General features: G+C 73.7%; 24 protein-coding genes. 15 read left to right on the top strand and 9 right to left on the bottom strand.

Annotated features, from left to right (window positions below):
- The first annotated feature begins 103 nt into the window (after window positions 1-103).
- On the top strand, window positions 104-667 hold the full coding sequence (locus ACWCOM_RS02970) for a DinB family protein (protein ID WP_454547246.1): 564 nt from the start codon (window positions 104-106) through the stop codon (window positions 665-667).
- A 79-nt stretch (window positions 668-746) separates the two neighbouring features.
- On the top strand, window positions 747-1,319 hold the full coding sequence (locus tag ACWCOM_RS02975) for a mycothiol transferase (RefSeq protein ID WP_454547247.1): 573 nt from the start codon (window positions 747-749) through the stop codon (window positions 1,317-1,319).
- On the opposite strand, the gene ACWCOM_RS02980 is transcribed toward ACWCOM_RS02975, so the two are convergent.
- From ACWCOM_RS02980 to ACWCOM_RS02995, 4 genes are all read right to left on the bottom strand, one after another.
- Window positions 1,276-1,872 carry a DUF421 domain-containing protein gene (locus ACWCOM_RS02980; protein ID WP_454547248.1) on the bottom strand — a complete coding sequence of 199 codons (597 nt, stop codon included), beginning with the start codon at window positions 1,870-1,872 and terminating at the stop codon, window positions 1,276-1,278. The two genes, ACWCOM_RS02975 and ACWCOM_RS02980, sit on opposite strands and share 44 nt — an antisense overlap.
- Window positions 1,873-1,875: 3 nt before the next feature.
- A complete protein-coding gene (locus ACWCOM_RS02985; RefSeq protein ID WP_454547249.1) occupies window positions 1,876-3,747 on the bottom strand; it encodes an ABC transporter ATP-binding protein in 1,872 nt (623 codons plus the stop codon).
- 134 nt (window positions 3,748-3,881) lie between these two features.
- The gene (locus ACWCOM_RS02990; RefSeq protein WP_454547250.1) at window positions 3,882-4,274 is read right to left on the bottom strand and encodes a DoxX family protein; all 393 of its coding nucleotides are present in this window, start codon (window positions 4,272-4,274) and stop codon (window positions 3,882-3,884) included.
- 140 nt (window positions 4,275-4,414) lie between these two features.
- Entirely contained in the window at window positions 4,415-4,903 is a 489-nt protein-coding gene (locus ACWCOM_RS02995) for a MarR family winged helix-turn-helix transcriptional regulator (RefSeq protein WP_047805059.1), read from the bottom strand.
- 67 nt (window positions 4,904-4,970) lie between these two features.
- Here ACWCOM_RS02995 and ACWCOM_RS03000 point away from each other — a divergent pair, with 67 nt between their 5' ends.
- Complete coding sequence (locus tag ACWCOM_RS03000) at window positions 4,971-5,627, top strand: hypothetical protein (protein WP_454547251.1); 657 nt, start codon at window positions 4,971-4,973, stop codon at window positions 5,625-5,627.
- On the opposite strand, the gene ACWCOM_RS03005 is transcribed toward ACWCOM_RS03000, so the two are convergent.
- Both ACWCOM_RS03005 and ACWCOM_RS03010 read right to left on the bottom strand, forming a co-directional pair.
- Window positions 5,620-6,312 (bottom strand): MOSC domain-containing protein, encoded by a 693-nt coding sequence (locus ACWCOM_RS03005; RefSeq protein WP_454547252.1) that lies wholly within the window; start codon window positions 6,310-6,312, stop codon window positions 5,620-5,622. The genes ACWCOM_RS03000 and ACWCOM_RS03005 overlap by 8 nt on opposite strands.
- Before the next feature lie 100 nt (window positions 6,313-6,412).
- On the bottom strand, window positions 6,413-6,844 hold the full coding sequence (locus ACWCOM_RS03010; RefSeq protein ID WP_454547253.1) for a hypothetical protein: 432 nt from the start codon (window positions 6,842-6,844) through the stop codon (window positions 6,413-6,415).
- A gap of 132 nt (window positions 6,845-6,976) precedes the next feature.
- On the opposite strand from ACWCOM_RS03010, the gene ACWCOM_RS03015 reads away from it, so the two are divergent.
- Together ACWCOM_RS03015 and ACWCOM_RS03020 are read left to right on the top strand one after the other, a co-directional pair.
- Window positions 6,977-7,792, top strand: a complete 816-nt coding sequence (locus tag ACWCOM_RS03015) for an NAD-dependent deacylase (RefSeq protein ID WP_454547254.1) — start codon at window positions 6,977-6,979, stop codon at window positions 7,790-7,792.
- 204 nt (window positions 7,793-7,996) lie between these two features.
- Complete coding sequence (locus ACWCOM_RS03020) at window positions 7,997-8,824, top strand: aldo/keto reductase (RefSeq protein WP_454547318.1); 828 nt, start codon at window positions 7,997-7,999, stop codon at window positions 8,822-8,824.
- Between the two features lie 54 nt (window positions 8,825-8,878).
- On the opposite strand, the gene ACWCOM_RS03025 is transcribed toward ACWCOM_RS03020, so the two are convergent.
- Window positions 8,879-9,514 (bottom strand): dihydrofolate reductase family protein, encoded by a 636-nt coding sequence (locus tag ACWCOM_RS03025; RefSeq protein ID WP_454547255.1) that lies wholly within the window; start codon window positions 9,512-9,514, stop codon window positions 8,879-8,881.
- 161 nt (window positions 9,515-9,675) lie between these two features.
- On the opposite strand from ACWCOM_RS03025, the gene ACWCOM_RS03030 reads away from it, so the two are divergent.
- From ACWCOM_RS03030 to ACWCOM_RS03045, 4 genes are all read left to right on the top strand, one after another.
- Window positions 9,676-11,199, top strand: coding sequence for a peptide MFS transporter (locus ACWCOM_RS03030; protein WP_454547256.1), 1,524 nt, complete (start codon window positions 9,676-9,678; stop codon window positions 11,197-11,199).
- A gap of 177 nt (window positions 11,200-11,376) precedes the next feature.
- Window positions 11,377-12,840 (top strand): APC family permease, encoded by a 1,464-nt coding sequence (locus ACWCOM_RS03035; protein WP_454547257.1) that lies wholly within the window; start codon window positions 11,377-11,379, stop codon window positions 12,838-12,840.
- 42 nt (window positions 12,841-12,882) lie between these two features.
- The gene (locus ACWCOM_RS03040) at window positions 12,883-13,272 is read left to right on the top strand and encodes a universal stress protein (protein ID WP_454547258.1); all 390 of its coding nucleotides are present in this window, start codon (window positions 12,883-12,885) and stop codon (window positions 13,270-13,272) included.
- 125 nt (window positions 13,273-13,397) lie between these two features.
- On the top strand, window positions 13,398-15,629 hold the full coding sequence (locus ACWCOM_RS03045; RefSeq protein ID WP_454547259.1) for an MMPL family transporter: 2,232 nt from the start codon (window positions 13,398-13,400) through the stop codon (window positions 15,627-15,629).
- A gap of 25 nt (window positions 15,630-15,654) precedes the next feature.
- Here the strand turns inward: ACWCOM_RS03045 and ACWCOM_RS03050 are convergent, their stop codons facing one another.
- A complete protein-coding gene (locus tag ACWCOM_RS03050) occupies window positions 15,655-16,488 on the bottom strand; it encodes a phosphatase PAP2 family protein (protein WP_454547260.1) in 834 nt (277 codons plus the stop codon).
- Window positions 16,489-16,916: 428 nt separating this feature from the next.
- On the opposite strand from ACWCOM_RS03050, the gene ACWCOM_RS03055 reads away from it, so the two are divergent.
- From ACWCOM_RS03055 to ACWCOM_RS03070, 4 genes are all read left to right on the top strand, one after another.
- Entirely contained in the window at window positions 16,917-17,249 is a 333-nt protein-coding gene (locus ACWCOM_RS03055; RefSeq protein ID WP_454547261.1) for a glutaredoxin domain-containing protein, read from the top strand.
- A 139-nt stretch (window positions 17,250-17,388) separates the two neighbouring features.
- Window positions 17,389-18,582 (top strand): ROK family transcriptional regulator, encoded by a 1,194-nt coding sequence (locus tag ACWCOM_RS03060; protein WP_454547262.1) that lies wholly within the window; start codon window positions 17,389-17,391, stop codon window positions 18,580-18,582.
- 169 nt (window positions 18,583-18,751) lie between these two features.
- Window positions 18,752-20,167 (top strand): sugar porter family MFS transporter, encoded by a 1,416-nt coding sequence (locus ACWCOM_RS03065; RefSeq protein WP_454547263.1) that lies wholly within the window; start codon window positions 18,752-18,754, stop codon window positions 20,165-20,167.
- Between the two features lie 279 nt (window positions 20,168-20,446).
- Window positions 20,447-22,135: a thiamine pyrophosphate-dependent enzyme gene (locus tag ACWCOM_RS03070; RefSeq protein ID WP_454547264.1), complete on the top strand. Its 1,689-nt coding sequence runs from the start codon at window positions 20,447-20,449 to the stop codon at window positions 22,133-22,135.
- A 72-nt stretch (window positions 22,136-22,207) separates the two neighbouring features.
- Here ACWCOM_RS03070 and ACWCOM_RS03075 read toward each other — a convergent pair whose 3' ends face one another.
- Complete coding sequence (locus ACWCOM_RS03075) at window positions 22,208-23,488, bottom strand: MFS transporter (RefSeq protein WP_454547265.1); 1,281 nt, start codon at window positions 23,486-23,488, stop codon at window positions 22,208-22,210.
- Between the two features lie 73 nt (window positions 23,489-23,561).
- Here ACWCOM_RS03075 and ACWCOM_RS03080 point away from each other — a divergent pair, with 73 nt between their 5' ends.
- A complete protein-coding gene (locus tag ACWCOM_RS03080) occupies window positions 23,562-24,392 on the top strand; it encodes an MSMEG_6728 family protein (RefSeq protein WP_454547266.1) in 831 nt (276 codons plus the stop codon).
- A complete protein-coding gene (locus ACWCOM_RS03085; RefSeq protein ID WP_454547267.1) occupies window positions 24,389-25,012 on the top strand; it encodes a LysE/ArgO family amino acid transporter in 624 nt (207 codons plus the stop codon). The genes ACWCOM_RS03080 and ACWCOM_RS03085 overlap by 4 nt, the downstream gene beginning before the upstream one ends.
- Window positions 25,013-25,052 lie beyond the last annotated feature (40 nt).

Consider the following 25,052-nt stretch of genomic DNA (forward strand, 5'->3'; position numbering starts at 1 on the left):
CACCAGTGTCCCCGCCTCAGCGGACAGGATCTGTCCGCTCCTGCGCGGACACTGGTTGCACGGCCCCGCATCCGCCGAGGGCCCCGCACCGGAGGGAACCGCCATGCCCCACCTCGACGTCGCCGCCTGCGCCACCGACCAGATCGAGTGGCACTGGACCCGTCAGCTGCGGCCCCGCCTCGCCGGCCTGACCGATGACGAGTACCTCTTCGACCCCACCGGCGGATCCGCGTGGACGGTCCACCCCCGGACGGAGCAGCGCACCCCGATGCAGGCGGGCCGCGGGGAGTTCGTGGTGGACTTCGCCCTGCCCGAGCCGGTGCCCGCGCCGTTCACGACCATCGCCTGGCGGATGGCCCACGTCGTCGTCGGGATCCTGGCGGTGCGCAGCCACGGGCACTTCGGCGGCCCGGAGGCCTCCTACCAGGACTGGGCCTACGCCGGCACCGCCGCCGGGGCCCTGGAGCAGCTGGACCGCGAGTACGCGCGCTGGACGGCCGGGGTGCGCTCCCTGTCGGCGGCGGACCTGGCGCGCCCGTGCGGCCCGGCGGAGGGCCCGTACGCGGAGATGCCGATGCTCGCGCTGGTGCTGCACCTCAACCGCGAGCTGATCCACCACGGCGCGGAGCTCGCCCTGCTGCGCGACCTGTACGCCCACACCCGCTGAGCGGTCGGTCCCGCTCCGTCCCGTTCCCTTCCGTTCCGTCCGGTTCCGCACCGTTCCGTTCCGATCCCAGGAGAGCACCATGGCCTTCCTCACCCCCACCGTCACCGACGAGCGCGACGCCCTGGCCACCTTCGCGGGCCAGCAGGTCCGCCAGATCGCCACCACCCTGCAGGGCCTCGACGCCGCACAACTGCGGGCGACCCCGTCCGCCAGCGCCATGAGCCTGGGCGCGCTGGCCCGGCACGTGCTGTTCATCGGGGAGCACGGTCTGTTCGCCGTGCTCACCGACCCCGGCCGGACGCCGGACGAGCCGCACGACCCGGCCGACCACGCGGCCGGTGCCGTCCTGCCGGAGGCCGTGCGCCCGGACGACACCGCCGAGTCGCTGGGCGCGGCGCTGCGCACCCTGGCCGACCGCATGGAGAGCGGCCTGCGGACGGCGGACCTCGAGGCCCGCATCCCCGTCCCGGACGCCCCGTGGTTCCCGCAGGACCTGGGGACCTGGCCCGCCCGGTGGGTGGCGCTGCACATGGTCGAGGAGAACGCCCGGCACGCCGGACACGCGGACATCCTGCGCGAGTCCCTCGACGGCAGGACCGCCTACGAGCTCAACGCCCTGGCGGACGGCCAGGAGTGGGATCCGGAGGACTGACCGCCAGCAGCTCCCGCGGCACCAGGTGCCCGTCCCGCACGCCCTCCAGGAGCCGGGGGTCCACCGGTGCGCCGCGCCGGAGCACGCTGATCGTGCCCGAGGCCTCGAAGACCACGCACGCGATCTCGCCGGGATGGCGCACGCCCGCCATCCGCAGGGCGCCGTGGAGCTCGGGCTCCACCACGTGGACCCGCCGCAGGTTGGCCTCCAGCACCCGGTCGCCGGCCATCAGCAGCACGGCCCGGCTGTTCATCAGCGCGGACGCCCGGATCCCGGAGCGGAGCCGGCCGAACCCGGCCTCCAGGGCGAAGAGCGTGCCGAGCCCGAGCACCGCCGCGGCGAGGGTGGGCGTGTCCCCCAGCACCGCGCGCCCGGCCACGGCCCCGAGCATCACCGCCACGACCGCGTCGAAGGTCGACAGCCGGGAGAGCACGCGCTGTCCGAGCACGCGCACCATGAGCAGGAACGCCAGGTAGATGCCCACGGCCGAGAGCACCACCGCCAGCGCGCCCGGGGCGTCCACCCCGAGGCGCGCCAGGACGTCGTGGGCCACCGGTCAGACCTCCTGGTCCGCGAACTGGGTCTCGTACAGCTCGGCGTAGCGCCCGCCCGACGCCAGCAGCTCGGCGTGCCGGCCGCGCTCCACGATCCGGCCGTCCTCCACCACCAGGATCTGGTCGGCGGAGCGGATGGTCGAGAGCCGGTGGGCGATGACCAGCGCCGTGCGCCCCTCCATCGCCTCGCCCAGCGCGGCCTGCACGTGGGCCTCGTTGGTGGAGTCCAGCGCGGAGGTCGCCTCGTCGAGGATGACCACGCGCGGGGCGGCCAGCAACAGGCGTGCGATCGTCAGCCGCTGGCGCTCACCGCCGGAGAGCCGGTAGCCGCGCTCGCCGACCACGGTGTCCAGCCCGTCCGGCAGGGCCCGGATCACGTGCTCCATCCGGGCCCTGGCCAGGGCGTCCCACAGCTGCTCCTCCGTGGCCTCGGGGCGCACGAGCACGAGGTTCTCCCGGATCGACTCGTGGAACAGGTGCCCGTCCTGGGTGACCATCCCGATGGTCTCCCGCAGCGACGCGAAGGTCACGTCCCGCACGTCCGTGCCGCCGATCCGCACGGCCCCGGAGGTGACGTCGTAGAGCCGGGCCACGAGCTGGGCGATGGTGGACTTGCCCGCGCCCGAGGAGCCCACGAGGGCGACGGTCTGCCCGGGCAGCACCGTGAAGCCCACCCCGTGCAGCACCTCCTCGCCGCCCCGGGAGTCGAGCACGGCGACGTCCTCGAGCGAGGCCAGGGAGACCTCCTCGGCGGAGGGGTAGGCGAAGCGGACGTCGTCGAACTCCACGGACGCCGGGCCGGGGGGCAGGGCCCGCGCCCCGGGCCGCTCCTGGATCAGGGGCACGAGGTCCAGGATCTCGAAGACGCGCTCGAAGCTGACCACGGCGCTCATGATGTCCATCCGGGCGTTGGCGAGCATGGTCAGCGGGGCGTAGAGCCGGGTGAGGAGCAGGGCGAGGGTCACGACGTCGCCGGCGTCCAGGTTCCCGAGGATGGCCTGCGCGCCGCCCAGCCCGTAGACCAGCGCGAGGGCCAGCGCGGAGACCAGGGTGAGCGCGGTGACGAAGACGGTCTGCAGCATCGCCACCCGCACGCCGATGTCCCGCACGCGGCCGGCCCGGCGGGCGAACTCGGCCGCCTCGGCCTCCGGCCGGCCGAAGAGCTTGACGAGGGTGGCGCCGCCGGCGGAGAACCGCTCGGTCATCTGCGTGGACATGGACGCGTTGTGCTGGGCCGCCTCCCGCTGGAGCCGGGCCAGGCGCCCGCCCATGGCGCGGGCCGGGACCAGGAAGATGGGCAGCAGCAGCATGGACAGGGCCGTGACCTGCCACGAGATCGTGACCATGACGACGACGGTGAGCAGCAGCGAGACGATGTTGCTGACCACGCCGGAGAGGGTGTTGGAGAACGCCCGCTGCGCGCCGATCACGTCGTTGTTGAGCCGGGAGACGAGGGCCCCGGTGCGGGTGCGGGTGAAGAAGGCGATCGGCATCCGCTGCACGTGCTCGTAGACCGCCGTGCGCAGGTCGAGGATCAGCCCCTCCCCGATCCGGGAGGAGAGCCAGCGGTTGACGATGCCCAGCGCGGCGTCGAGCACCGCCACCGCGGCGATGGCCACGGCGAGCCGCACGACCACGGAGACGTCGTCGCCGCCGGTGATGGCGTTGACCACGTCGCCCGCCAGGACGGGGGTGACCACGCCCAGCAGGGCCGTGAGCACCGAGATCACCAGGAACACCGTGAGCGGGGAGCGGTGCGGGCGGGCGAAGGCCACGATGCGCCGCAGGGTCTCCCGGTTGATCCGGCGGTCCTTGACGTCCTGGCCCTGGACCGTCCGCCACAGGACCATGTACGGCGAGTTCTGCATGCTCATGGGTGAGCCCCCGATCTGCGGGGATCGCCCGCGCTGGAACCGGCCCGGCGCCGTGGTGGTGCGCGCCGCGCCGGACCGATTTTACGCCCCCGCGCCGACACCGCCGCGGCGGTGCGGGCGGTGTCGGCGGTGGATCAGGCGCGGGCGGCGGCCCGGCGCTTCGCGGCGAGCACGTGGTCCACCGACCAGCGGCCGGCCCCGGTGAGGGCCAGGAGCAGCGTGCCCGCGGCGAGCACCAGGACGAACTCGATCCCGCCGTCGGCCGCGAAGAAGCCGGCCGGCAGGTGCACGAGGACGAGGGCCCCGAGCATGGTGAGGGTCAGAAGGGCGGCCACCACCCGGGTGCCCAGGCCGAGGACCAGCAGCGCCCCGCCGGCGAGCTCGAGCACGGCGACGGCCGGCGCGGCGACCTCGGCCAGCGGCACGCCCATCTGCGCGAACGCCGCCCGGGTGCCGGCGAGGGTCCACTCGCCGACCTTCTGCCAGCCGTGGAGCAGGAACGTGAGGCCGAGGACGACCCGCAGCACGGTCAGCCCGAGGGTGGGGCCGGCGGCCGGGACCGAGGTGCGGGGGCGGTGGCGCGCTCGGGCGCGTGCGTCGTGGACATGTCACGACCCTAGACAGAAATACTTTCCCAGTCAAATTTCATGAGGGGCGTGCCGGTGCGTCACAGCTGGTCGGCGGCCATGCCGCGGGCCGTGGGGCCCTGCGCGTCGTCCTCGACGAGGCGCCCGATCAGGGCGAGCTGCTGGACCTGGACGGGGGTGAGCCGGTCGATCACCGTGCGGCGGACGTGGGCCACGTGACCCGGCGCCACCTGCTCGACCTTCTCCATGCCGCGGTCGGTGATCTCCGCGAGCACCACGCGCTTGTCCTTCTCGTCGCCCGTGCGCACCACGAGGTCGTCGCGCTCGAGGCGCGCCACGATCCGCGACAGCCGGGACTGCGAGGTGTTGGTGGCCGTGGCCAGGTCCGACATCCGCCGCCGCCGGTCCGGGGCCTCGGAGAGCATCGCCAGGACGAGGTACTCGGCGAGGCTGAGGTCGGCCTCGGCCTGCAACTGGGACTCGATGCTGCCGGGCAGGGTGAACATGATGGACACGAGCGCCAGCCAGGCCTCGCGCTCCTCGGGGGACAGCCATCGGGTCTCGGTCATGGGCACGATTCTACGAGCCGGCACCCCGCCGCCGGCCCCGCACCGCCCGCGCCCCATAATGGGGACCATGGACTCCCTCGGCACCTGGCCCCGGCCCGTTCCCGCGGACGATCGCGACTTCGACGTCCAGGTGATGAAGCGCCTGCGCACCGCGCACGGCGAGGACGGCACCTCCGACCGCCCGTCGTGGGGCGAGCGGCTGGGCACCTCGATGCTGCTCGTGGTCCCGCTGCTGACCGCACTGGCCGTGGTCCTGCTGTGGCAGCAGTGGTCCCGCTCCGGGTCCGTGTGGCCGCTCGCGCTGATCGCCGCGCTCCTCGTGGCCACCGCGCTGTGGTGGACGTCCCGGCTGCGCCGCGCCTTCACCGCGGCCCAGGGCCGGCTCGGCACCCGCCTGGCCCACGTGGTGGACCACGGCGTGGGCGTGGTGCGGGAGCTGACCCTGGAGCCCGTCGCGGCGCAGGACGGTGCCGGGGCGCAGACCCCCGAGGACGGCGGGCGGGTGCGTGCCCGCCTCGAGCTGTCCGTCAACCCCGTCCGCGGCTCCCGGTTCCGCACGGTGGTGGAGGCGGTCTACGACGCCGACGCGGCCCTGCTCCTGGAGGTCGGCTCGCACGGGCCGGTGCGCTTCCTGCGCGACGACCCCGAGGGCACCGCGGTGATCGACACGCGGCTCTCCGAGGCGCAGGTCGAGCAGGTCTACCGGGGCGCCGCCCTCAACTGACGCCCTCCCGCTGCGCCCGGCGGGCCTCCGCGCGGCGCTCCTTCTCGATCCTCCGACGCAGCTGCTCGCAGAGGTCCTCCCCCGCCCGCAGCAGCTCCGGGAGGCGCTCCCGCTCGGTGGTCTGGGCGCGGAAGGCGTCCGTCACCCCCACCCCGTGCCCGGGCCGGCGGACCAGGTCGACCGCCTGCCCGGCCTGGACCGTGCCCGGCGCGAGCACCTTGAGATAGGCCCCCGAACGGCCCCGCTCCGTGAACCGCCGCAGCCACCCGCGCACCTGCATGACCCCGCGGAACGTGCCGCACGGGATGCGGGCGTCGGTCACCTGCAGCACCACGTCCCCGATCCGCCAGACCTCGCCCAGCCGGGCGCCGTCCACGTCGACGCCGGAGAGCGTGAGGTTCTCGCCGAAGGAGCCGTCCGGCAGCTCCCGGCCCAGCTCTCCCGCCCAGAAGTCCAGCTCCTCGCGAGCGAACGCGTAGACCGCCTGGTCCGTGCCGCCGTGGTAGGTGCTGTTGCCGATGAAGTCCCCGGCCACCCCGGAGCCCAGACCGCCCTGGCGCGGGCCCGGCTCGCGGACCTCCACGGGTCCCGCCACCGGGCGCTTGCGGATCCCCGTGGGCAGGGAGGACCGGGCGGGGTTCTCCTCGGCCCGGCCGACGTTGACGCTCCGGACGTGTGCGGTCATGGCCGGCGGTCCTCCCCGGGGTCGGGGACCCCCTCGGTGCACTCCGCGGACCCGCGGTGCTGCGTCGGAGGATACACGGCGGGACCCCGGCGGCAGGGCGTCAGCGCGGGTGGCGGAGCGCCCGGGAGCCGGTGTGCGGCACCGTGGGGGTCGCAGCCGTCTCGGCCTCCGGCTCGACGGGCGTCCGGCCCGGGACTCCCGTGGAACGGCCCGCCGGGGCGCTGCCCGTCGCACCGACCGGGTCGTCGGCGAGCTCGTCGCCGAACTCGTCGACGGACTCCTCGCCGAGCTCGTCGGCGGGGCGCCGGGTGCGGGGCAGCCGCGAGGACAGGGACGGGCGCTGGCCGGCCGCGCGAGGGCCGTCGTGGATCTCGGTGACGGACACGGCCATCGCGTTGAGCGCGAGGCCGAGGAGCACGAACACCCACGCCGCGACGGGGTACCACGCCAGGCCGAGGAGCACTCCGATCACGATGAGGGCGACGGAGGTCAGGTAGGCCGGGGTGAGAACGCGCTGGACGTTGAACTTCATGGGTTCCATTCCATCACGCGCGCGCGCGGATCGACCAACGCGCGCGCGCGATTCCCGGCCCGCACCCAGGGTCGCGGCCGGCCGCGGGGCGGACCGTGGCCCGGGCGGCCCCGCGCGTATACCGTGGGCGGCATGGACGCCCTGGATCCCGACCTGCTCGACCTCGCCCGGTCCGCCCGCACGGTCACCGTGCTCTCCGGCGCCGGCATGTCGGCGGAGAGCGGAGTGCCCACGTTCCGCGACGCCGGGACGGGGCTGTGGGCCCGGTGGTCCCCGGAGGAGCTGGCCACGCCCGAGGCCTGGGACGCCGACCCGGAGCTCGTGTGGTCCTGGTACCTGTGGCGGGCGCGGCAGCTGCGCCGGCTGCACCCCAACCCCGGGCACCGGGCGATCGCCCGGTGGGCCGGGCGGGCCCGCGTGCAGGTGGTCACCCAGAACGTGGACGACCTCCACGAGCGGGCCGGGTCGGAGGTCCTCGCCCACCTGCACGGCAGCCTGTTCGCCTTCCGCTGCTCGGCGTGCGGCACCGCCGTCCCCGAGACCCTCGTCCCCGGCCTGTCCCCCGAGCACCCGGCGGACCCGGAGGAGCCCGTCCGTGCGCGCCCGCCGGTGTGCCCGGCGTGCGGCGGAGCCGTCCGGCCCGCGGTCGTGTGGTTCGGGGAGCCGCTGCCCGAGGGCGCCCTGGAGCGCGGCGCCGAGGCCGTGGCGGAGGCCGACCTGGTGCTCGTGGTGGGCACCTCGGGGCTGGTGCAGCCCGCGGCCTCCCTCCTGCTGGTGGCCGCCGGCCGCGGGATCCCCGTGGTGGAGGTCAATCCCGAGGACACGGCCCTCACGCCGCACGCCGACTGGGCCGTGCGGGCCCGCTCCGCCGAGGCGCTGCCCCGCCTCCTGCCGGAGCTCCGGCCGGACCCTCTGTCCGGAGGGATCCGTCCCGCACCGCCCCGGTGAGCACCCGCGACGGTGCGCCGAAAGCCGGGCACCGACCCGGGAACGGCGACAGCTGAGAGCGGAAAGCAGCCTGCTGTCCTTGTCACGGGCTCCCGGCGGCCACAGACTGAACGACGGACACCGGCTCCGGGATCGAGTCCCGGGGCCAACCCCGTCCAGCCACCGGCTGGCTCCCCACGAAAGGCACGGTCCATGACCCAGTCCATGACGCAGTCCCCCACCCTGCCCCTGCACGACGGCCGCACCATCCCGCAGCTCGGCTACGGTGTCTGGCAGGTCGACGCCGACATCGCCGAGGACGTGGTGGGCCAGGCCCTGGCGGCCGGCTACCGGCACATCGACACCGCCATGATCTACGGCAACGAGGAGGGCGTGGGCCGGGCCATCGCCGGCAGCGGCATCCCGCGCGAGGAGATCTTCGTGACCACCAAGCTGTGGAACGACGACCACGGCCACGACTCCGCGCTGAAGGCGATCGACGCCTCCCTGGAGCGCCTCGGCCTGAAGTACGTGGACCTGTACCTCATCCACTGGCCCACGCCGAAGCGCGGGAAGTACCTGGAGACCTGGAAGGCCTTCCGACAGATCCGCGACAGCGGCAAGGCCCGCTCGATCGGCGTCTCCAACTTCCCCCGGGAGGAGCTGCAGGAGATCATCGACGCCACCGGCGTGGTCCCGGTGGTGAACCAGGTGGAGCTGCACCCCTACTTCAACCAGGCCGCGCTGCGGGACTTCAACGCCTCCCACGGCATCCTCACCGAGGCGTGGTCCCCCCTGGGCCAGGGCGGGGACCTCCTGGAGGACCCGGCCATCGCCGCGATCGCCCGCAAGCACGGCGCGACCCCGGGTCAGGTCATCATCGCCTGGCACCTGGCGATCGGGAACGTGGTCTTCCCCAAGACCGTGACCCCCGAGCGGATCCGCGAGAACTTCGCGGCCCTCGACGTGCAGCTCGACGCCGAGGACGTCGAGGCCATCAACGGCCTCGACAACGGCGGGCGCATCGGCTCGGACCCGAAGGACTTCAACTGAGCCCTCGCCGTCCGGGCACGGTCCCCCGCCCCTGACGGCCGCCCGCACCGGTGCTCACCGGTGCGGGCGCCGTCCTGCCCGGTGCGGGTCGGCCACGCGGTAGGTCTCCTGGACCAGTCCGCCCGGGAAGGACCGCACGTCCACCAGCTCCAGCGGGACGTCCGTGCCCGCCCCCGCGAACGGGGCGATGCCCTCCCGCAGCAGCACCGGCACGCGGGTCAGCACGAGGTCGGCGATCCGGCCGGCGTCGAGGAACGAGCGGATCGTGGCGCCGCCGTCCACGTAGACGTGGCGGGCGCCCACGGCGTCGAGCAGCTCGACCGCCCTCGGCACGGACGCCGCCCACCGCACCGGCGCCCCCGCCTCCGCCTCCGCCTTCGTCTTCGTCTTCGTCTTCGAGCTGCCGGAGCCGAGCACCACGACGGGACGCTCGCCGTAGGGCCAGTCCCCGAACCCCAGGACCTGCTCGTAGGTGACGCGGCCGAGGACCACGGCGTCGATCCCGGCCATGAACGCCTCGTAGCCCAGGTCCCCGGCCCCCGCCTCCGCGGCGGCGGCCCCGCGGCTCTCGAGCCAGGCCAGGTCGCCGTCCGGGCGGGCGATGTACCCGTCCACGCTGACGCCCACGTACACGTGCCCGGCCCAGCCGGAGCCGTCCCGACCGCTGTCCTCGTCGCGCTCTGTCCCCACGTCCTGCCTCCTCGCCGCGCCCCTCGTCCGGCCGGTCCCCACGCTAGCCCGGCGGCGGGGCCGCGGAACGTCCCGTGACGGAACCGTTGCACGGCGGCCGGGCCCGCCCGTCCCGGCCGCCGATTGGTGCGGACCCGGCCGACGGGTGAACCATGGTCATCATGGAACACGACACCTCCCGGGCGGGCGACGGCACCACCAGTGCCGCCCCGCAGGGCACCCCCGACAACATCCCGGGCGCGGACCTGCCGCGCCCCGAGGGAAAGACCTTCTTCGGACAGCCCCGCATGCTGGCGAACCTGTTCAGCGTGGAGCTGTGGGAGCGCTTCTCCTTCTACGGCATGCAGGGCATCGTCCTGCTCTACATGTACTTCGCCACGACCGAGGGCGGACTGGGCATCGACCAGTCCACCGCCGCCGGCATCGTGGGCGCATACGGCGGCGCCGTCTACCTGTTCGCCATCCTCGGCGGGTGGGTGGCCGACCGGCTCCTGGGCTCCGAGCGCACCATGTTCGTCAGCGGCGTGCTCATCATGGCCGGGCACATCTCGCTGGCCCTCCTCCCCGCGGTCGCCGGCCTGGCGATCGGGCTGGTTCTCATCGCCGTCGGCTCGGGCGGGCTCAAGGCCACGATCACGAACCTCGTGGGCTCCCTCTACGAGCGCCGGGACCCCCGCCGGGACGCCGGGTTCTCGATCTTCTACATGGGCGTGAACATCGGCGGCCTGACCGGCCCGCTGCTCACCGGCCTCGCCCAGCAGACGTGGGGCTTCCACCTGGGCTTCGGCCTCGCCGCGATCGGCATGGCGTTCGGGCTCACCCAGTACGCGCTGGGCCGGCGCCGGCTGCCCGGCGAGGTCCACCACGTGCCCAACCCCCTGCCCCGCAGCCAGTACGGCCGGTGGATCGGCGTCGCGCTCGCCGCGCTCGCCGTGGTCGCGGCGTCCGTGCTCACGGGCCTGCTCACCGCGGGCAACCTCGCGGACGTCGTGGTGGTCGTGACCGTGCTGGCGGCCGTGGCCCTGTTCGTGCTCCTGCTCACCAGCGCCAAGCTCGACGACGACGAGCGCTCCCGCGTGCGGTCGTTCATCCCGATGTTCATCGGCTCGGCCGCCTTCTGGGCGCTGTTCCAGCAGCAGTTCACCGTGATCACCATCTACTCCGACACCCGGCTCGACCGGGCCCTGGGCGACTGGACCATGCCGATCTCCTGGGTGCAGTCCTTCAACCCGTTCTTCATCATCCTGCTCGCCCCGGTGTTCGCGGTGCTGTGGACGCGCCTGGGCGACCGCCAGCCGTCGACCCCCGCCAAGTTCGGTCTCGGGATCATCCTGATGGGGTCCGCGTTCCTGATCTTCCTGCCGATGGTCGGGGTGTCCTCCGTGCCGGTGCTGTGGGCCGCGCTGATCCTGCTCGTCGCCACCCTCGGCGAGCTGCTGGTCTCCCCGGTCGGCCTGTCCCTGTCCACCCGGCTGGCTCCCCACGCCTACCCGGTGCTGATGGTTTCCCTGTTCTACCTCTCCGTGGCGCTGGGCACCGCCCTGTCCGGCTCCCTGGCCGGGTACTACAGCGAGCAGTCGGAGGCCGCCTACTTCGGCGCCCTCGGCGCGGTGACGATCGTGATCGGCGCGGCCCTGCTGGTGCTCTCCCCCTGGATCCGCCGCCTGATGCGCGGGGTGCGCTGAGCGGGTTCGATCCGCAGCGGGCCCCGACCCGCTGGGCGCCCCGGCCGGGTCCTCACCCGACCGGGGCGCCCTGGGCCCCGCGTCACCCCTGCGCCGCGCCCCGGGTCGTGGCATAGTCTGTGCTCAGACCACCGTCCGGCCGGGCGTGCGCCGGGCACGACCGATTCGAGGCACCCGATGGCCCAGTCCGCCGATTCCCAGACCCGGTCCCGTCCGCAGCCGGAGCTCAAACGGGTGATGGGCCCGGGGCTGCTGCTGCTGTTCATCGTGGGGGACATCCTCGGCACCGGCGTGTACGCCCTGACCGGCAACATCGCCGGGGAGATCGGCGGCGCCGCCTGGGCCCCGATCCTCGTGGCCTTCGTGGTGGCGACCATCACCGCGTTCTCCTACCTGGAGCTGGTGACCAAGTACCCCGGGGCCTCCGGGGCCGCCCTGTACACGCACAAGGCCTTCGGCATCCACTTCATCACGTTCCTGGTGACCTTCGCCGTGCTCAGCTCGGGACTGACCTCGGCGTCCACCGCGGCCTCCGCCGTGGCGTCCAACTTCGCCCGGGGCTTCGGCCTGGAGGTGGGCACGACCGGGATCACCGTGATCGCCGTGACCTTCATCGCGATCCTCGCCGCGATCAACATCCGCGGCGTGACCGAGGGTCTGGTCTTCAACGTGGTCCTCACCTCGATCGAGCTCACCGGTCTGCTCATCGTGATCCTCGTCGGGTTCTGGGCGTCCTTCCAGGGCAAGGCGGACTTCAGCCGCACCATGATCTTCGAGACCTCCGAGGACAAGGGCATCTTCCTGGCGCTGACCGCCGTCACCTCGCTCGCGTTCTTCTCCTTCGTGGGGTTCGAGGACTCCGTGAACATGGTCGAGGAGACCAAGAACCCCAGCCGCGACTTCCCCCGCGTGATGCTCTTCGGCCTGGGCGTCACGGGCGCCGTCTACCTGCTGGTCTCGGTCTTCACCGTGGCGGTCGTGCCCATCGGCGTGCTGGGGGAGTCGACCACGCCGCTGCTGGACATGGTCCGGATCGGGGCCCCCAACATCCCGATCGACGTCATCTACCCGTTCCTGACGATCTTCGCCGTGGCCAACACCGCGCTGATCAACATGCTCATGGCCTCCCGCCTGCTCTACGGCATGGCGCGGCAGGGCGTGCTGCCGCCCTTCCTGGGACACGTGCTGCACGGGCGCCGGACCCCGTGGTCCGCGATCGTGTTCACCACCCTGCTCGCCATGGGCCTGATCATCACGATCAACAAGCTCCTCGGCAGCGGGACGGCGAGCGCCCTCGGCGGCACCACCGCGCTGCTGCTCCTCGGAGTGTTCACCATCGTCAACATCGCGGCGATCGTCCTGCGCAGGGACCACGGCCCCACGCACGAGCACTTCCACGCGCCGCGGGCGCTCCCGTACCTGGGCGCGATCACCTGCGCCTACCTCGTGGGGCCGTGGGCGCAGGACCCCATCGAGTACCAGATCGCGGTGGTCCTGCTGCTGATCGGCCTGGGGCTGTGGATCGTCAACTTCGTCTACGACCGGCTGTTCCTCGGCCGCAAGGTGCGCTTCGAGCACCCCGAGGACCTGGCCCGGCTGGAGGACGACCCCGAGGGCGGGGACCCGCACCGCACCCTGTGACCCGGTCCGCCCGTTCGGGGCGGCCCTGACCGAGGAGAGACCGTGACCGTCGTCGTCGGATACATGCCCACCGCCCCCGGACACGCCGCGCTGGACGCCGCGATCCGGGAGGCCGAGCGCCGTGGCACCGATCTGGTGGTGGTCCAGCCGCGGCCGAAGCGCCACCAGCCGCCGGAGGTGGGGGCCGACATCGACGTGGAGCGGGAGAAGCTCGCCCGCTCCGGGCTGCGCTACGAGCTGCGGGAGCCCGACCACGACAGCGACCCCGCGGACGTCATCCTCGACACCGCCCGGGAGCGGGAGGCCGAGCTCATCGTGCTCGGCATCCGCCGCCGCTCCCCCGTGGGCAAGATCATCACGGCCAGCACCGCCCAGCGCGTCCTGCTCGAGAGCCCCTGCCCGGTGCTGAGCGTGAAGGCCGTCTACGACTGAGCCCCACGTTTTATTTCTGTTTTCGAAATATTAGGCTGGTGCCGGACCCGGATCCGGCGGTCGCCGAGCCCGGGCCCGGTCCCGATGCCGCCGGGACCGCTCCCGCCGCTTCCGAAAGGCCCGCCATGCCCTCCTCGGCCCCCACCCGGTCCCGACCTGCCCCCTGGTGCGGTGAGCCCCGGTCGCCGCGGCGTTCCCGCGGGGCAGCGCTGCTGCGCGTGCTCCTGCCGGCGCTGCTCATCGTGGGGTGGCTGGCCGTGGCCGGGGTCGGCGGGCCGTACTTCGGCAAGATCTCCGAGGTCTCCACGAACGACCAGTCCAGCTTCCTGCCGGAGTCCACCGAGTCCACCCGCGTCACGGACCTGCAGGGCGAGTTCCGGGACTCGGACGCGATCCCCGCGATCGTGCTCCTCGTGCGCGAGGGCGGCCTGGAGCCGGCGGACCGCGCGTGGGCGGAGGAGACCGTGGCCTCCGTCCAGGACAGCGGGCCGGTGGAGGGGCGCCCGTCCCCTCCCCTTCCCGCCGAGGACGGCGAGGCCCTCCAGGTCGTGGTGCCGCTGCCGGACGGCGAGGTCGTCGAGGACGTCGAGGCGCTCTCGGAGCGGTTCGCGCAGGACCGCCCGGACGGCCTGGAGGCCTACGTCACCGGCCCCGCCGGGTTCACCGCGGACCTGGTGGCCGGTTTCGAGGGCATCGACGGCCTGCTGCTGGGCGTGGCGCTGGCCGTGGTCTTCGTGATCCTCCTGGTGGTCTACCGCTCCCCCGTCCTGCCCGTCCTCGTCCTGCTGACCTCGGTCTTCGCGCTGAGCGCCGCGATCCTCGTCGTCTACTGGCTGGCCGCCAACGACCTCGTGACCATCAGCGGCCAGGTGCAGGGCATCCTGTTCATCCTCGTGGTGGGCGCGGCCACCGACTACTCCCTGCTGTACACGGCCCGGTACCGCGACGCGCTGCTGCACCACCGCGGCCGGGCCGAGGCGACCCGGGCGGCGCTCAGGGGGTCCGTCGAGCCGATCGTCGCCTCCGGCGCCACGGTCGTCGCCGGCCTGCTGTGTCTGCTGCTGTCCGACCTCGCCTCCAACCAGGCGCTCGGCCCGGTGGCCTCGGTGGGCATCCTGATGTCGATCCTGGCGGCCCTGAGCTTCCTGCCCGCGGTGCTCTACGCCACCGGGCGGGGCGCCTTCTGGCCGTTCCGGCCCCGCTTCGACGCCTCCGGGGTCGAGCGGGTGCGCGTGGTCGGCCACGGGGCCGGCCGCCGTCCGACCGTGGAGGGGCGGGGCCTGTGGGCGGCCGTGGCCCGCTTCGTGGCCCGCGCCCCGCGGGTGATCTGGGTCGTGACCACGGCGGTGCTGCTGGTGCTGGCCGGCTTCAGCACCCAGTTCCAGGCCACGGGCGTGGAGCAGAGCGAGCTGGTGCTCGGGGAGTCGCAGGCCCGGGACGGCCAGGAGGCCCTCGCGGAGCACTTCCCCGGCGGCTCCGGCAGCCCGGCGGTCGTGCTGGTGCCCACCGGCTCCCTGGACGCCGCGGTCGCTGCGGTGGAGGACACCGAGGGCGTCGCCGACGTGGCCGCCGTCGCCGACGACTCGCCCTCCGGCACCCTGCCCCTGGGGGAGGGCGCGGCCCCGCCGGTCGGCCCGTTCGCCGGCGTGGAGCCGACCGAGGCGGAGGGCCTCTACCAGCTGCAGGCGACCCTGGCCGACGCCGCGGACTCCCCCGCCGCCGAGCGGACCGTCCGGGAGCTGCGGGAGAACCTGTCCGCGGTGGACGAGGAGATCCTGGTGGGCGGGACGACCGCGACGAACCTGGACACCAACGAGACGTCGATCGCCGACCGCACGCTGATCATCCCGGTGATCCTCGTGGTGATCACGCTGATCCTCATGCTGCTGCTGCGCTCCGTCCTGGCCCCCGTGCTGCTCATCCTCACGACCGTGGTCTCGTACTTCTCCGCCCTGGGCGTCTCCGCCCTGGTGTTCGAGCACGTCCTGGGACTGCCCGGTGCCGACCCCTCCGTGCCGCTGTTCGGCTTCGTGTTCCTCGTGGCCCTGGGCATCGACTACAACATCTTCCTGATGTCCCGGGTGCGGGAGGAGTCCCTGGGCCACGGCACCCGGGCCGGCATCCTGCGGGGCCTGACCCTCACGGGCGGGGTGATCACCTCCGCCGGGATCGTGCTCGCGGCGACCTTCGCGGCCCTGGCCGTCATCCCGATCATGTTCCTGGTGCAGCTGGCGTTCATCGTGGCGTTCGGGGTGCTGCTGGACGCGCTGGTCGTCCGCTCGCTGCTGGTGCCCGCCCTGACCTACGACCTCGGGCGGGTCATCTGGTGGCCCGCCCACCGGCGGATCCGACCCTGACCCGGCCGCTCCCCGGCGCGCCCGTTCAGGCGGCGTGGTGGTCGGAGCGGCGTGCGACCACGGGGATCCGGTTCGTCACCGGACGGGACTCCTCCTCGGGCGCCGGCTGCGCCGCCGGCGCCGGCTCGACGGCGTCCCACCCCGCGCCCTCCTGCTGCCAGCCGAAACCGTAGGCCAGCGCGGGCACGAGCAGGTTGGCCAGTCCGCAGCCCACGGCGAGCCCGGCCCACGCGACGGGGAAGGAGGCGAGGACGTCGAGCGGGTAGTGCACCCCCAGGTAGAGCCGGGAGACGCCGACGAGCGCCGCGACCCCCACACCCGCGGCCAGGACCGCCGGCGCCCGACCGGACCGGCGCACCGCGAGGCAGAAGGCCGCCGCGATCGCCAGGGCGGCGCCGGTGTGCCCGGAGGGGAACGAGGTGATGCCGTCCACCAGGACGAGCGGCTCGGCCAGCGCCGCGGCGTCCGGGCGGGGCCGCCCGACCGCCACCTTGGCCAGGGCGACCGCGCCCCAGCCGCAGAGCGCGGTGACGGCGAAGCCGGCCGCGTCCCAGGGACGCCGCCGGCTCCGGGCGAGCCAGGCGGTGAGCGCGACGACGACGGCGAGCGCCCCGGGGGTGGAGAAGGCGTGGTGCAGGGCGAGGGCCGTCAGGTCGAGCGCGCCGGAGCGTGCGACGTCGAGCTGCTGCAGGACCTCGGTCTCCCGGGCCGCGATGCCCGGCGAGTACACCAGGAGCCGACCCACCGTCGCCGTGGCGAGCACGACGATGAAGGGGACGACCACCCACTGGTGCAGCTGGGGCAGGGACCAGGTCGAGCGGACCGGCCGGGGGGAAGAGTGCTGTGCCGGGAATGCCATGGTGACCACCATGACATACACCACGTGGGCACGACGGCTCGGCAGGCCCCTGACAAGGGTCTTCGCCCAGATTTCTCCGACCGGACACAGAGGATGACAAATCATGAAGCTGTGCGAGGGGCGTGGGGCGCCGGCGCGCTCGTCGGCAGACCCGCGCTCGGCCATCGGGCGGCGACGACTCGATCAACCCCAAAAGGATGTTGTTCATGTCGTTCCTCCGTTTCACGTGGAACAGCCGTGCACTGCACCTCATCATTAACGCCGCGGGGTTGTGGTGCTTTCCGTGCGGAGGGCGCCGCACGTCGTCGGCACCGAGGCCGGGACGGCCGGCATGTCCCACATTCGGGGGACGATGACGTGCCGGGGGTGCCGCACTAGACTGATCCGCCAACGAGGCCCCGTGCCACCCGACCGACGATGGAGCACCCGTGTTCAAGAAGGACCCGTCCCGCCGCGCCCGCCCGGCCGCCTCCCACGCCGAGGCCGCGCAGCACGTCGCGCAGGGAGGGGTCGCGATCTACTGGCGGCCCGGCTGCCCGTTCTGCGGCATGCTCGAGCGTGGCCTGGCGGAGGAGGCCGACCGCGCCACCTGGACGAACATCTGGGAGGACCGGGACGCCCAGGCGTTCGTCGAGTCGCTCAACGACGGCAACGCCACCGTCCCCACGGTGGTCACCCGCGACGAGCACTTCGTGGCGGCCTCCCGCGACCAGGTGGCCCGGACGAGGGCCCTGCTCGCGGACTCCGCCGCCGCGCCCTGAGCACCGGAGACCGGCGCGGTGCCGCCACCGCCCGGGGCGGCGGCCGGTGCGGCCCGGGGAGGACTCCCCCTGTCTTCGACCTATGAATGATGAATAGAATCTTGCTTCGGCACATGTTCACCGGCGAAAGAGGACGACGATGTCCGAGCCCGTCGAGCCCCGCGCCAAGCCGGGTTCGCAGACATCCCTGCGCAACGCCAACCAGCGCCGCGTGCTCGACACCGTACGCCGCAACGGCCACCTGACGCAGGCCCAGATCTCCCGGCGCACCGCCCTGGCGCCGTCCACGGTGTCCAACATCGTGCACGAGCTCATCGGCGCCGGCCTGCTCGTCATGGAGGCCGACAACGCGGGCCGCCGCGGCCAGCTGATCAGCTTCAGCGGGTCGGCCGGGCACGTGGTGGGCATCGACGTGGGGCACCGGCACCTCACGGTCGCGGTCGCCGACCTCAACCAGCGGATCCACGCCCAGCGGCGCCACGACCTGCCCGCGGGGCACCGCTTCGCCGACGACCTCGAGCTCGCGGGGCGGGCCCTGGACGACCTGTTGGAGGGCCTCGGCACCGCCCGCCCGGAGCTGCTCGCCGCGGGCCTGACCCTGCCGGCGCCCGTCGACCTGGACGGCCGGCTGATCAGTGCGAGCGCGATCCTGCCCGCCTGGAGCGGGATCGACGTGCGCGAGGAGGCCGGCCTGCGGCTCGGCCTGCCCGTGGTGGTCGAGAACGACGCCAACGCGGGGGCCCTGGGCGAGCACGCGTGGGGAGCCGGACGGGGGGCGCGCAACATGGCCTACATCAAGATCGGCCACGGCGTGGGCTCGGGCCTCATCCTCAACGGCGCCCTCTTCCGCGGCGCCACGGGGTCGGCGGGCGAGATCGGCCACTCGACCGTCGACGAGCGGGGCCGGGTGTGCCGGTGCGGCAACCGGGGCTGCCTGGAGACCTACGTCTCCTCGGAGGAGACCGCGCGGCTGCTGGCCGACACGCACGGCCCGGACCTCACGATCCCCGACCTCGTCGCCGCCGCGGCCGCCGGGGACGTCGGCTGCGCCCGAGTCATCGGCGACACGGGCCGGATGCTGGGCACCAGCGTGGCCAACCTGTGCAACATCATCAACCCCGAGCTCGTGGTCATCGGCGGGGAGATCTCCCGCGCCGGGGACCTGCTGCTCGACCCGCTGCGCGAGATCGTCTCCCGCTACGGGATCCGCGGCGGCGTGCAGGACCTGCGGATCGAGGCCGCCCGGCTCGGCATCCAGGCCCACGTGGCGGGCGCGGTCATCCTGGCCCTGCAGCACGCGGAGCTGCCGGCCGGGGCCGGACCCGCCCGCTGAGCAGGACGGTGGAACACTGTGTTCGACTAATGGACATCCGGTGTGCCGAGTTCTACTGTGGAGCGGACCACACCATCCCCTCGACGCCGGCCGGTGCGTGCGTCCCGGGGTGCGGGGGCCGGCGCCCCGGCCCCCCGCCGAGAATCCTCACCAGCAAGGGAGCTGTCCGATGAGTCAAGACGCCACGACCCCGCCGGTCGCGGAGCACCCCAACACCTCGGCCGTCATCAAGATCAGCATCATCGCCGCCTTCGGCGGCTTCCTCTTCGGCTACGACTCCGCCGTCATCAACGGCGCCGTCGCGTCCATCCGGACCGAGTTCGACATCGGCGCCGCCGTGCTCGGCACCACCGTGGCCTCGGCCCTGCTCGGCGCGGCGGTGGGCGCCTTCTTCGGCGGCCGGATCGCCGACCGGCTGGGCCGCGTGCCCGTCATGAAGATCGCCGCCGTGATGTTCCTGCTCAGCGCGCTCGGCTGCGGCCTGGCGTACCACCTGGGGTGGTTCATCCTCTGGCGCGTGGTGGGCGGCGTGGCGGTGGGCGTCGCCTCGGTCATCGCCCCGGCCTACATCGCGGAGGTCGCCCCCGCCGCCGTGCGCGGCCGCCTGGGCTCGCTCCAGCAGCTGGGCATCGTGCTCGGCATCTTCGTCTCCCTGACGGTCGACGCCCTGCTGGCCGCCTGGGCCGGCGGCGCGGACGAGCCGCTCTGGCTGGGGCTGGAGGCCTGGCGCTGGATGTTCCTGGCGATGGCGGTGCCCGCGGTGACCTACGGGATCGGCGCCTTCGCCATCCCGGAGTCCCCGCGGTACCTGGTCCTCGCCGGGCGGGCCGACGACGCCCGCCACGTGCTGACCGGCCTGCAGGGGATCGTCTCCGCGAACGACCGCGTCCAGGCCATCCAGCAGTCCGTCCACTCCGAGCGCAAACCCCGGATGTCCGACCTCCGCGGCCGCATGGCGGGCCTGAAGCCGATCGTGTGGGTGGGCATCGGCCTGGCCGCGCTGCAGCAGTTCGTGGGCATCAACGTGATCTTCTACTACTCCAACGTGCTGTGGCAGTCGGTGGGGTTCACCGAGGCCGACTCGTTCACGATCACCGTGATCACCTCCGTCACCAACGTCGTCGTGACCGTCGTGGCGATCGCCCTGGTCGACAAGGTCGGGCGCCGGCCGCTGCTGCTCGTGGGCTCCACGGGCATGACCCTGTCCCTGGCGACCCTGGCCGTCCTGTTCGCCACGGCCGACGTCGTCGACGGCGCCCCGGTGCTCGGCCCCGTCGCCGGGCCGGTCGCCCTGGTGGCCGCCAACCTCTTCGTGGTGTTCTTCGGCGTCTCCTGGGGCCCCATGATGTGGGTGCTGCTCGGCGAGATGTTCCCCAACGCCATTCGCGGCGCGGCCCTGGCCGTCGCCGGCTTCGTGCAGTGGGTCGCGAACTTCCTGGTCACCGTGACCTTCCCGCCGCTGGCCGAGGCCTCCCTCGGCCTCGCCTACGGGCTGTACGCGCTCTTCGCCCTGGTCTCCCTCGTGTTCACGATCAAGATGGTCCGGGAGACCACCGGCATCGAGCTGGAGGACATGCAGGACTGAGCCGGCACCGCGGCTCCGGCGGACGACGGCGGTAGGTATCCCCCTCCGGGGAGGCGGACCGCCGTCGTCCGCCCGCCTCGAGGGCACCACCCTTCTGCGATCCGCCGCACGGTGCCGGACGGGAGGTGTGCACCCTTCGTTACTCGTCGGTGACCGCCCGGACACGCATCGCCGCCGACTTCGGGTATTTTCGGGACAGCTGTGCGCGGCCGTCCCCCGAAACCGGTCCCGGCCCGCCCGGCCCCACCGCTCCATTTTCAACGGCGAAAAGGAACCACGTTGACCCAGACCACTGCGGATCCCGCATCCCCTGCTGAGACCACTGCCCGGAAGTCGGCGGGCCACGTGATCGTGGACACGCTCGTGGCGCACGGGGTGGAACGCGCCTATGTGGTGCCGGGCGAGTCCTACCTGGACGTGCTCGACGGGCTGCACGACTCCCCGATCGCCACGGTGGTGTGCCGCCACGAGGGCGGGGCGGCGTACATGGCCGAGGCCGACGGGAAGATGAACCCGGTGCCGGGGGTGGCGATGGTCACCCGCGGGCCCGGGGCGGCCAACGCCCACGTGGGACTGCACACCTCCTGGCAGGACTCCACCCCCATGGTGCTGTTCGTGGGGCTGATCCCGTTCGAGCACCGGGACAAGGAGGCCTTCCAGGAGTTCGACCCGCACGCCTGGTTCGACTCCGGGGCCAAGCGGGTGATGGTCCTGGACCACGCCGAGCGGGCCTCCGAGATCGTGGCCGAGGCGTTCTTCGCCGCCGCCTCGGGCCGGCCCGGGCCGGTGGTGGTCGGGCTGCCCGAGGACATCATCCGCACGCAGATCGATCCCGCCCTGCACCCGCCGATCCCGGTGGCCACCGGCGGGATGACGGTCAACGACTGGAAGGCGCTGCGCGATGCGCTCTCGGCGGCGGAGAAGCCGTTGTTCGTCACCGGCGGCAACGACTGGACCGACGCCGGGGCGGCGGGGCTGACGGCGTGGCTGGAGGAGCACCACCTGCCGGCCGCCGCGGAGTGGCGCACCGAGGGCACCGTGGGCTTCGACTCGCCCTCCTACGTGGGCCCGATCGGCTACGGCCGCCCGGCCGCGACCTTCCAGATGCTGGAGGAGACCGACCTGCTGGTGTTCGTCGGCACGGTGCCCGGGGACGTGATCACCAACGGGTTCCTGGTCCGCCAGGACTGGGACAAGAAGAACTTCCTGGTCACCATCGACCCGTCCCTGCGGGGCCGGTCGGGGCCGGTGTCCTACCAGATCGTGGCGAAGCCGGACGTGTTCGTGCGAGACCTGGTGCGCATCGACCTGCCGGCCAAGCCGGTGTGGAAGGAGTGGACCGCCCGCCTGCGCGCCGCCCAGGTCGAGTTCTCCGCCCCCGCCCCGATGGTCACCGACCGGACCCCGGCGCAGGCCCCGGCGCGGATGGACACGATGATGGCCCACCTGGTCGCCGGTCTGCCCGCCGACGCCATGGTGACCTTCGGCGCCGGGGAGCACACCAACTTCGCCCACCGGTACTTCCCCACCCGCGGCTACGCCTCGATGATCTCCGCCCGCAACGGCTCGATGGGCTACTCGGTGCCCTCGGCGGTGGCCGCCTCGCTGCGCTACCCCGGGCGGCGGGTGGTGACCATCGCCGGGGACGGAGAGTTCCTGATGAACGGCCAGGAACTGGCCACCGCCGCCCAGTACGGGGCCACCCCGCTGGTGATCGTGATGGACAACCAGGAGTACGGCACGATCCGCACCCACCAGGAGCGCGACTACCCGCACCGGGTCTCGGGCACCCAGCTGGTCAACCCCGACTTCGCGCTCATGGCCCAGGCCTTCGGCGGGTACGGGGTGCGCGTGGAGCACGAGACCGAGATCCCCGGCGCGCTCGAGGCCGCCCTGGAGGCGATCGACGAGCAGGGCCGCTTCGCCCTGATCCACCTCGTCGTCGAGCAGCGCGTGAAGGCCTACTGACCGGCACACCGCGACCGGCACGCCCTCGCCGACGTTCCCGGAACGCCGGCGGGGCCGCAGCGCCGCGGCGGCTCAGCCTGCCAGCGGGTGCGCCAGCTCGTCCTGGCGCATCCGGCCGGCCCACAGGGCCACGAGCCCCAGCGCCGGGGTCAGCACGGCCACGGTCCAGAAGATCACCGGCAGCGGCACGACCTGGGCGACCGGGCCCGCGATCGCCATCGACACCGGCATGAGGGCGATGGAGACGAAGAAGTCGAGGCTCGAGATCCGGCCGAGCAGGTGCCGCGGCACGCGGCGCTGCAGCAGGGTGCCCCACAGCACCATGCCCGCGCCGTCCCCGGCGCCGACGCACGCGAGGCACACCGCCATGACCCAGAACGACTCCGTGGTCGCCACCAGGCCGAAGGGCAGCGTCCCGAACCCCCAGAGCCCGATCATCCAGCTGAGATAGCGCCGCGGCAGGGGCAGCGAGGCCACCACCAACGAGGCCAGCGCACTGGCCCCGCCGTAGCACGCCAGCAGGTAGCCGAAGGTGGCGGCGTCCCCGCCCAGCCGGTCCCGCACGAGGAAGGGGACGAGCACCTCCAGGGGCCCGAGCAGCAGGAAGACCGCGCACACCGCCCACAGCAGCGTCCACAGCAGCCACGGCGTGCGCACGGTGTGGCGCACGCCCTCCATGAGGTCGTGCCGCACGGACGCGACCACGCCCCCGGACGGCTCCGGCGCCCGGGCCGCCGGGCCCGCCGCGGGCGGCGTCTCCCGCTCGGGCACGTGCAGGCGCAGCAGCAGCACGAGCGCCGCGAGGTGGCACACCGCGATCAGGGCGACCGCACCGCCGGGGGCCAGGATGCCGATGAGCACACCGGCCACGGCCGGGCCGGCCGCCTGCTGCAGCAGCGGGCGCGCCGTGCCCTCCACCCCGTTGGCGGCGAGCAGCTGATCGGCGGGCAGGACCCGGGGCAGCGCGGCCGAGTACGCCGGGTAGAAGAAGCCGATGCCGGCGCCGAACACGAACGCCGCGGCGCCGAGGTGCCACAGCCGCAGCCCGCCGGTCAGGGCGAGCAGCGCGACCGTCCCCGCCGTGAGGGCGTTCGCGGTCTCGACCAGGCGCAGCAGGGCCGCCAGCGGAAAGCGATCCGCCGCGATGCCGCCCACGAGCACGACCGCGAGCATGCCCAGCGCCCCCACGGCCGTCACGGCCGACAGGTCCACGGCCGTCCCGTCCAGCTCGAGGACCTGGTTCACCAGGGCCACCGCCCACATCCCCGCGCCGAAGACGCTGACGAACATCGCGAGGGCGAGCACACGGTACTCGCCGAGCCGGAAGGGCTCCAGCGCGCGGGGCAGGGGCATGGCGCCAGTCTACGGAGCCGTCCGCGGGGCGCCACGGTGGTGGCCGCCGCCCGGTCCGTAGCAGACTGGAGCGGTGCAGACCTTCCTCCCCTACCCGGACTTCGCCCGCTCCGCCCGTGCCCTGGACCGCAAGCGGCTCGGCAAGCAGCGGGTGGAGGCCCTCCAGGTGCTGCGCGCGGCCACGGTCCCCGGCTACGGCTGGTACCGGCACCCGGCCACCGCCATGTGGACCGGCCACGTGCCCGCGCTGGTGGCCTACGGGCGGGCCATGGTCGACGAGTGGACCGCCCGCGGCGGCGCCGACAGCACCGCGTGGCAGATCCGGGAGTTCGCCCCGGAGGCCTGGGACCGGTATCCCGACGACGGCGTGGCGCAGCCGCCCCCGTGGCTGGGCGACGACGCGTTCCACCGCTCCCACCGCTCCAAGCTGCTGAGCAAGGACGAGGAGCTCTACCGGGACGTGTTCCCGGACGACGCCGCCGGGCTGGACTACGTGTGGCCGGAGCCCGCGCAGCCCCGCACTCCCCCGGCGGAGCCGCCGCACGGCCGGCGCGCCTGGGTCCTGGCGCCGGGGACGCACGAGGCCGCCGGAGGCGCCGTGCTCGTCCCGTTCCGCGTCCCGGAGGGGATCCGGGAGAACTCCTGGATGGCGGCGGTGGCGCGCGTCGAGCAGGAGCTGCAGGAGGGCGAGCCCGTGCTCCTGCTGCACGGGGCACCCGGCCCCGAGCAGGTCGTGGAGCGGACCGTGCTGCGCGAGAACGTGCACCACGCCGTCGCGGGGTTCTCCCTCGAGCTCGAGCCCGGGGACCGGGTCCTGCGCCGGGAGCTGCCGGCCCCCGCACGGCTGCAGTCCCCGCGCCCGGTCTTCGCCGTCCCCGCCGAGGCCGTGGGCGCCGGCGCGTGAGCCCGGCCGCCGTGCTCGGCGCGGCCCTGCTGGGCCTCGGCTCGGGCCTGGCCCTCATCGTGGCCATCGGGGCGCAGAACGCCTTCGTCCTCCGGCAGGGTCTGCGCCGCCAGTTCGTCGGCACCGTGGTGGCGCTGTGCACGGTCTCCGACCTGGTCCTCATCGCCGCCTCCGTGGCCGGCACCTCCCTCCTGGAGCAGGCGGCGCCCTGGCTGATGGCCGCCCTGCGCTGGGCCGGGGCGGCGTTCCTGCTCGGCTACGGGCTGCTGGCCGCCCGGCGGGCCCTGCGACCCGCGGGTGGGCTGGCGGCGGCCGGGTCGGCGCTCCCCGGCCGCGGACGGGTGGCGCTCACCGCGCTGGCCCTGACCTGGCTCAACCCCCACGTCTACGTGGACACCGTCCTGGTCATGGGATCGCTGGCGAACGCCCAGGGCGAGCAGCTGCGCTGGTGGTTCGCCGGCGGGGCGATGACCGCCAGCGCGCTCTGGTTCGGGGGTCTGGGGTGGGGCGCCGCCCGTCTGCAGCGGTTCTTCGCGGCACCCGCGTCCTGGCGGCTGCTCGACGGCGCGCTCGCGGCGCTCATGCTGGGGCTCGGCCTGCAGCTCGCACTGGGCGCCTGACGGCGCACCGGAGCCCGTTTCATCTCCTGTCATGCGGGAA

This window comes from Kocuria sp. KH4 (assembly GCF_053711175.1).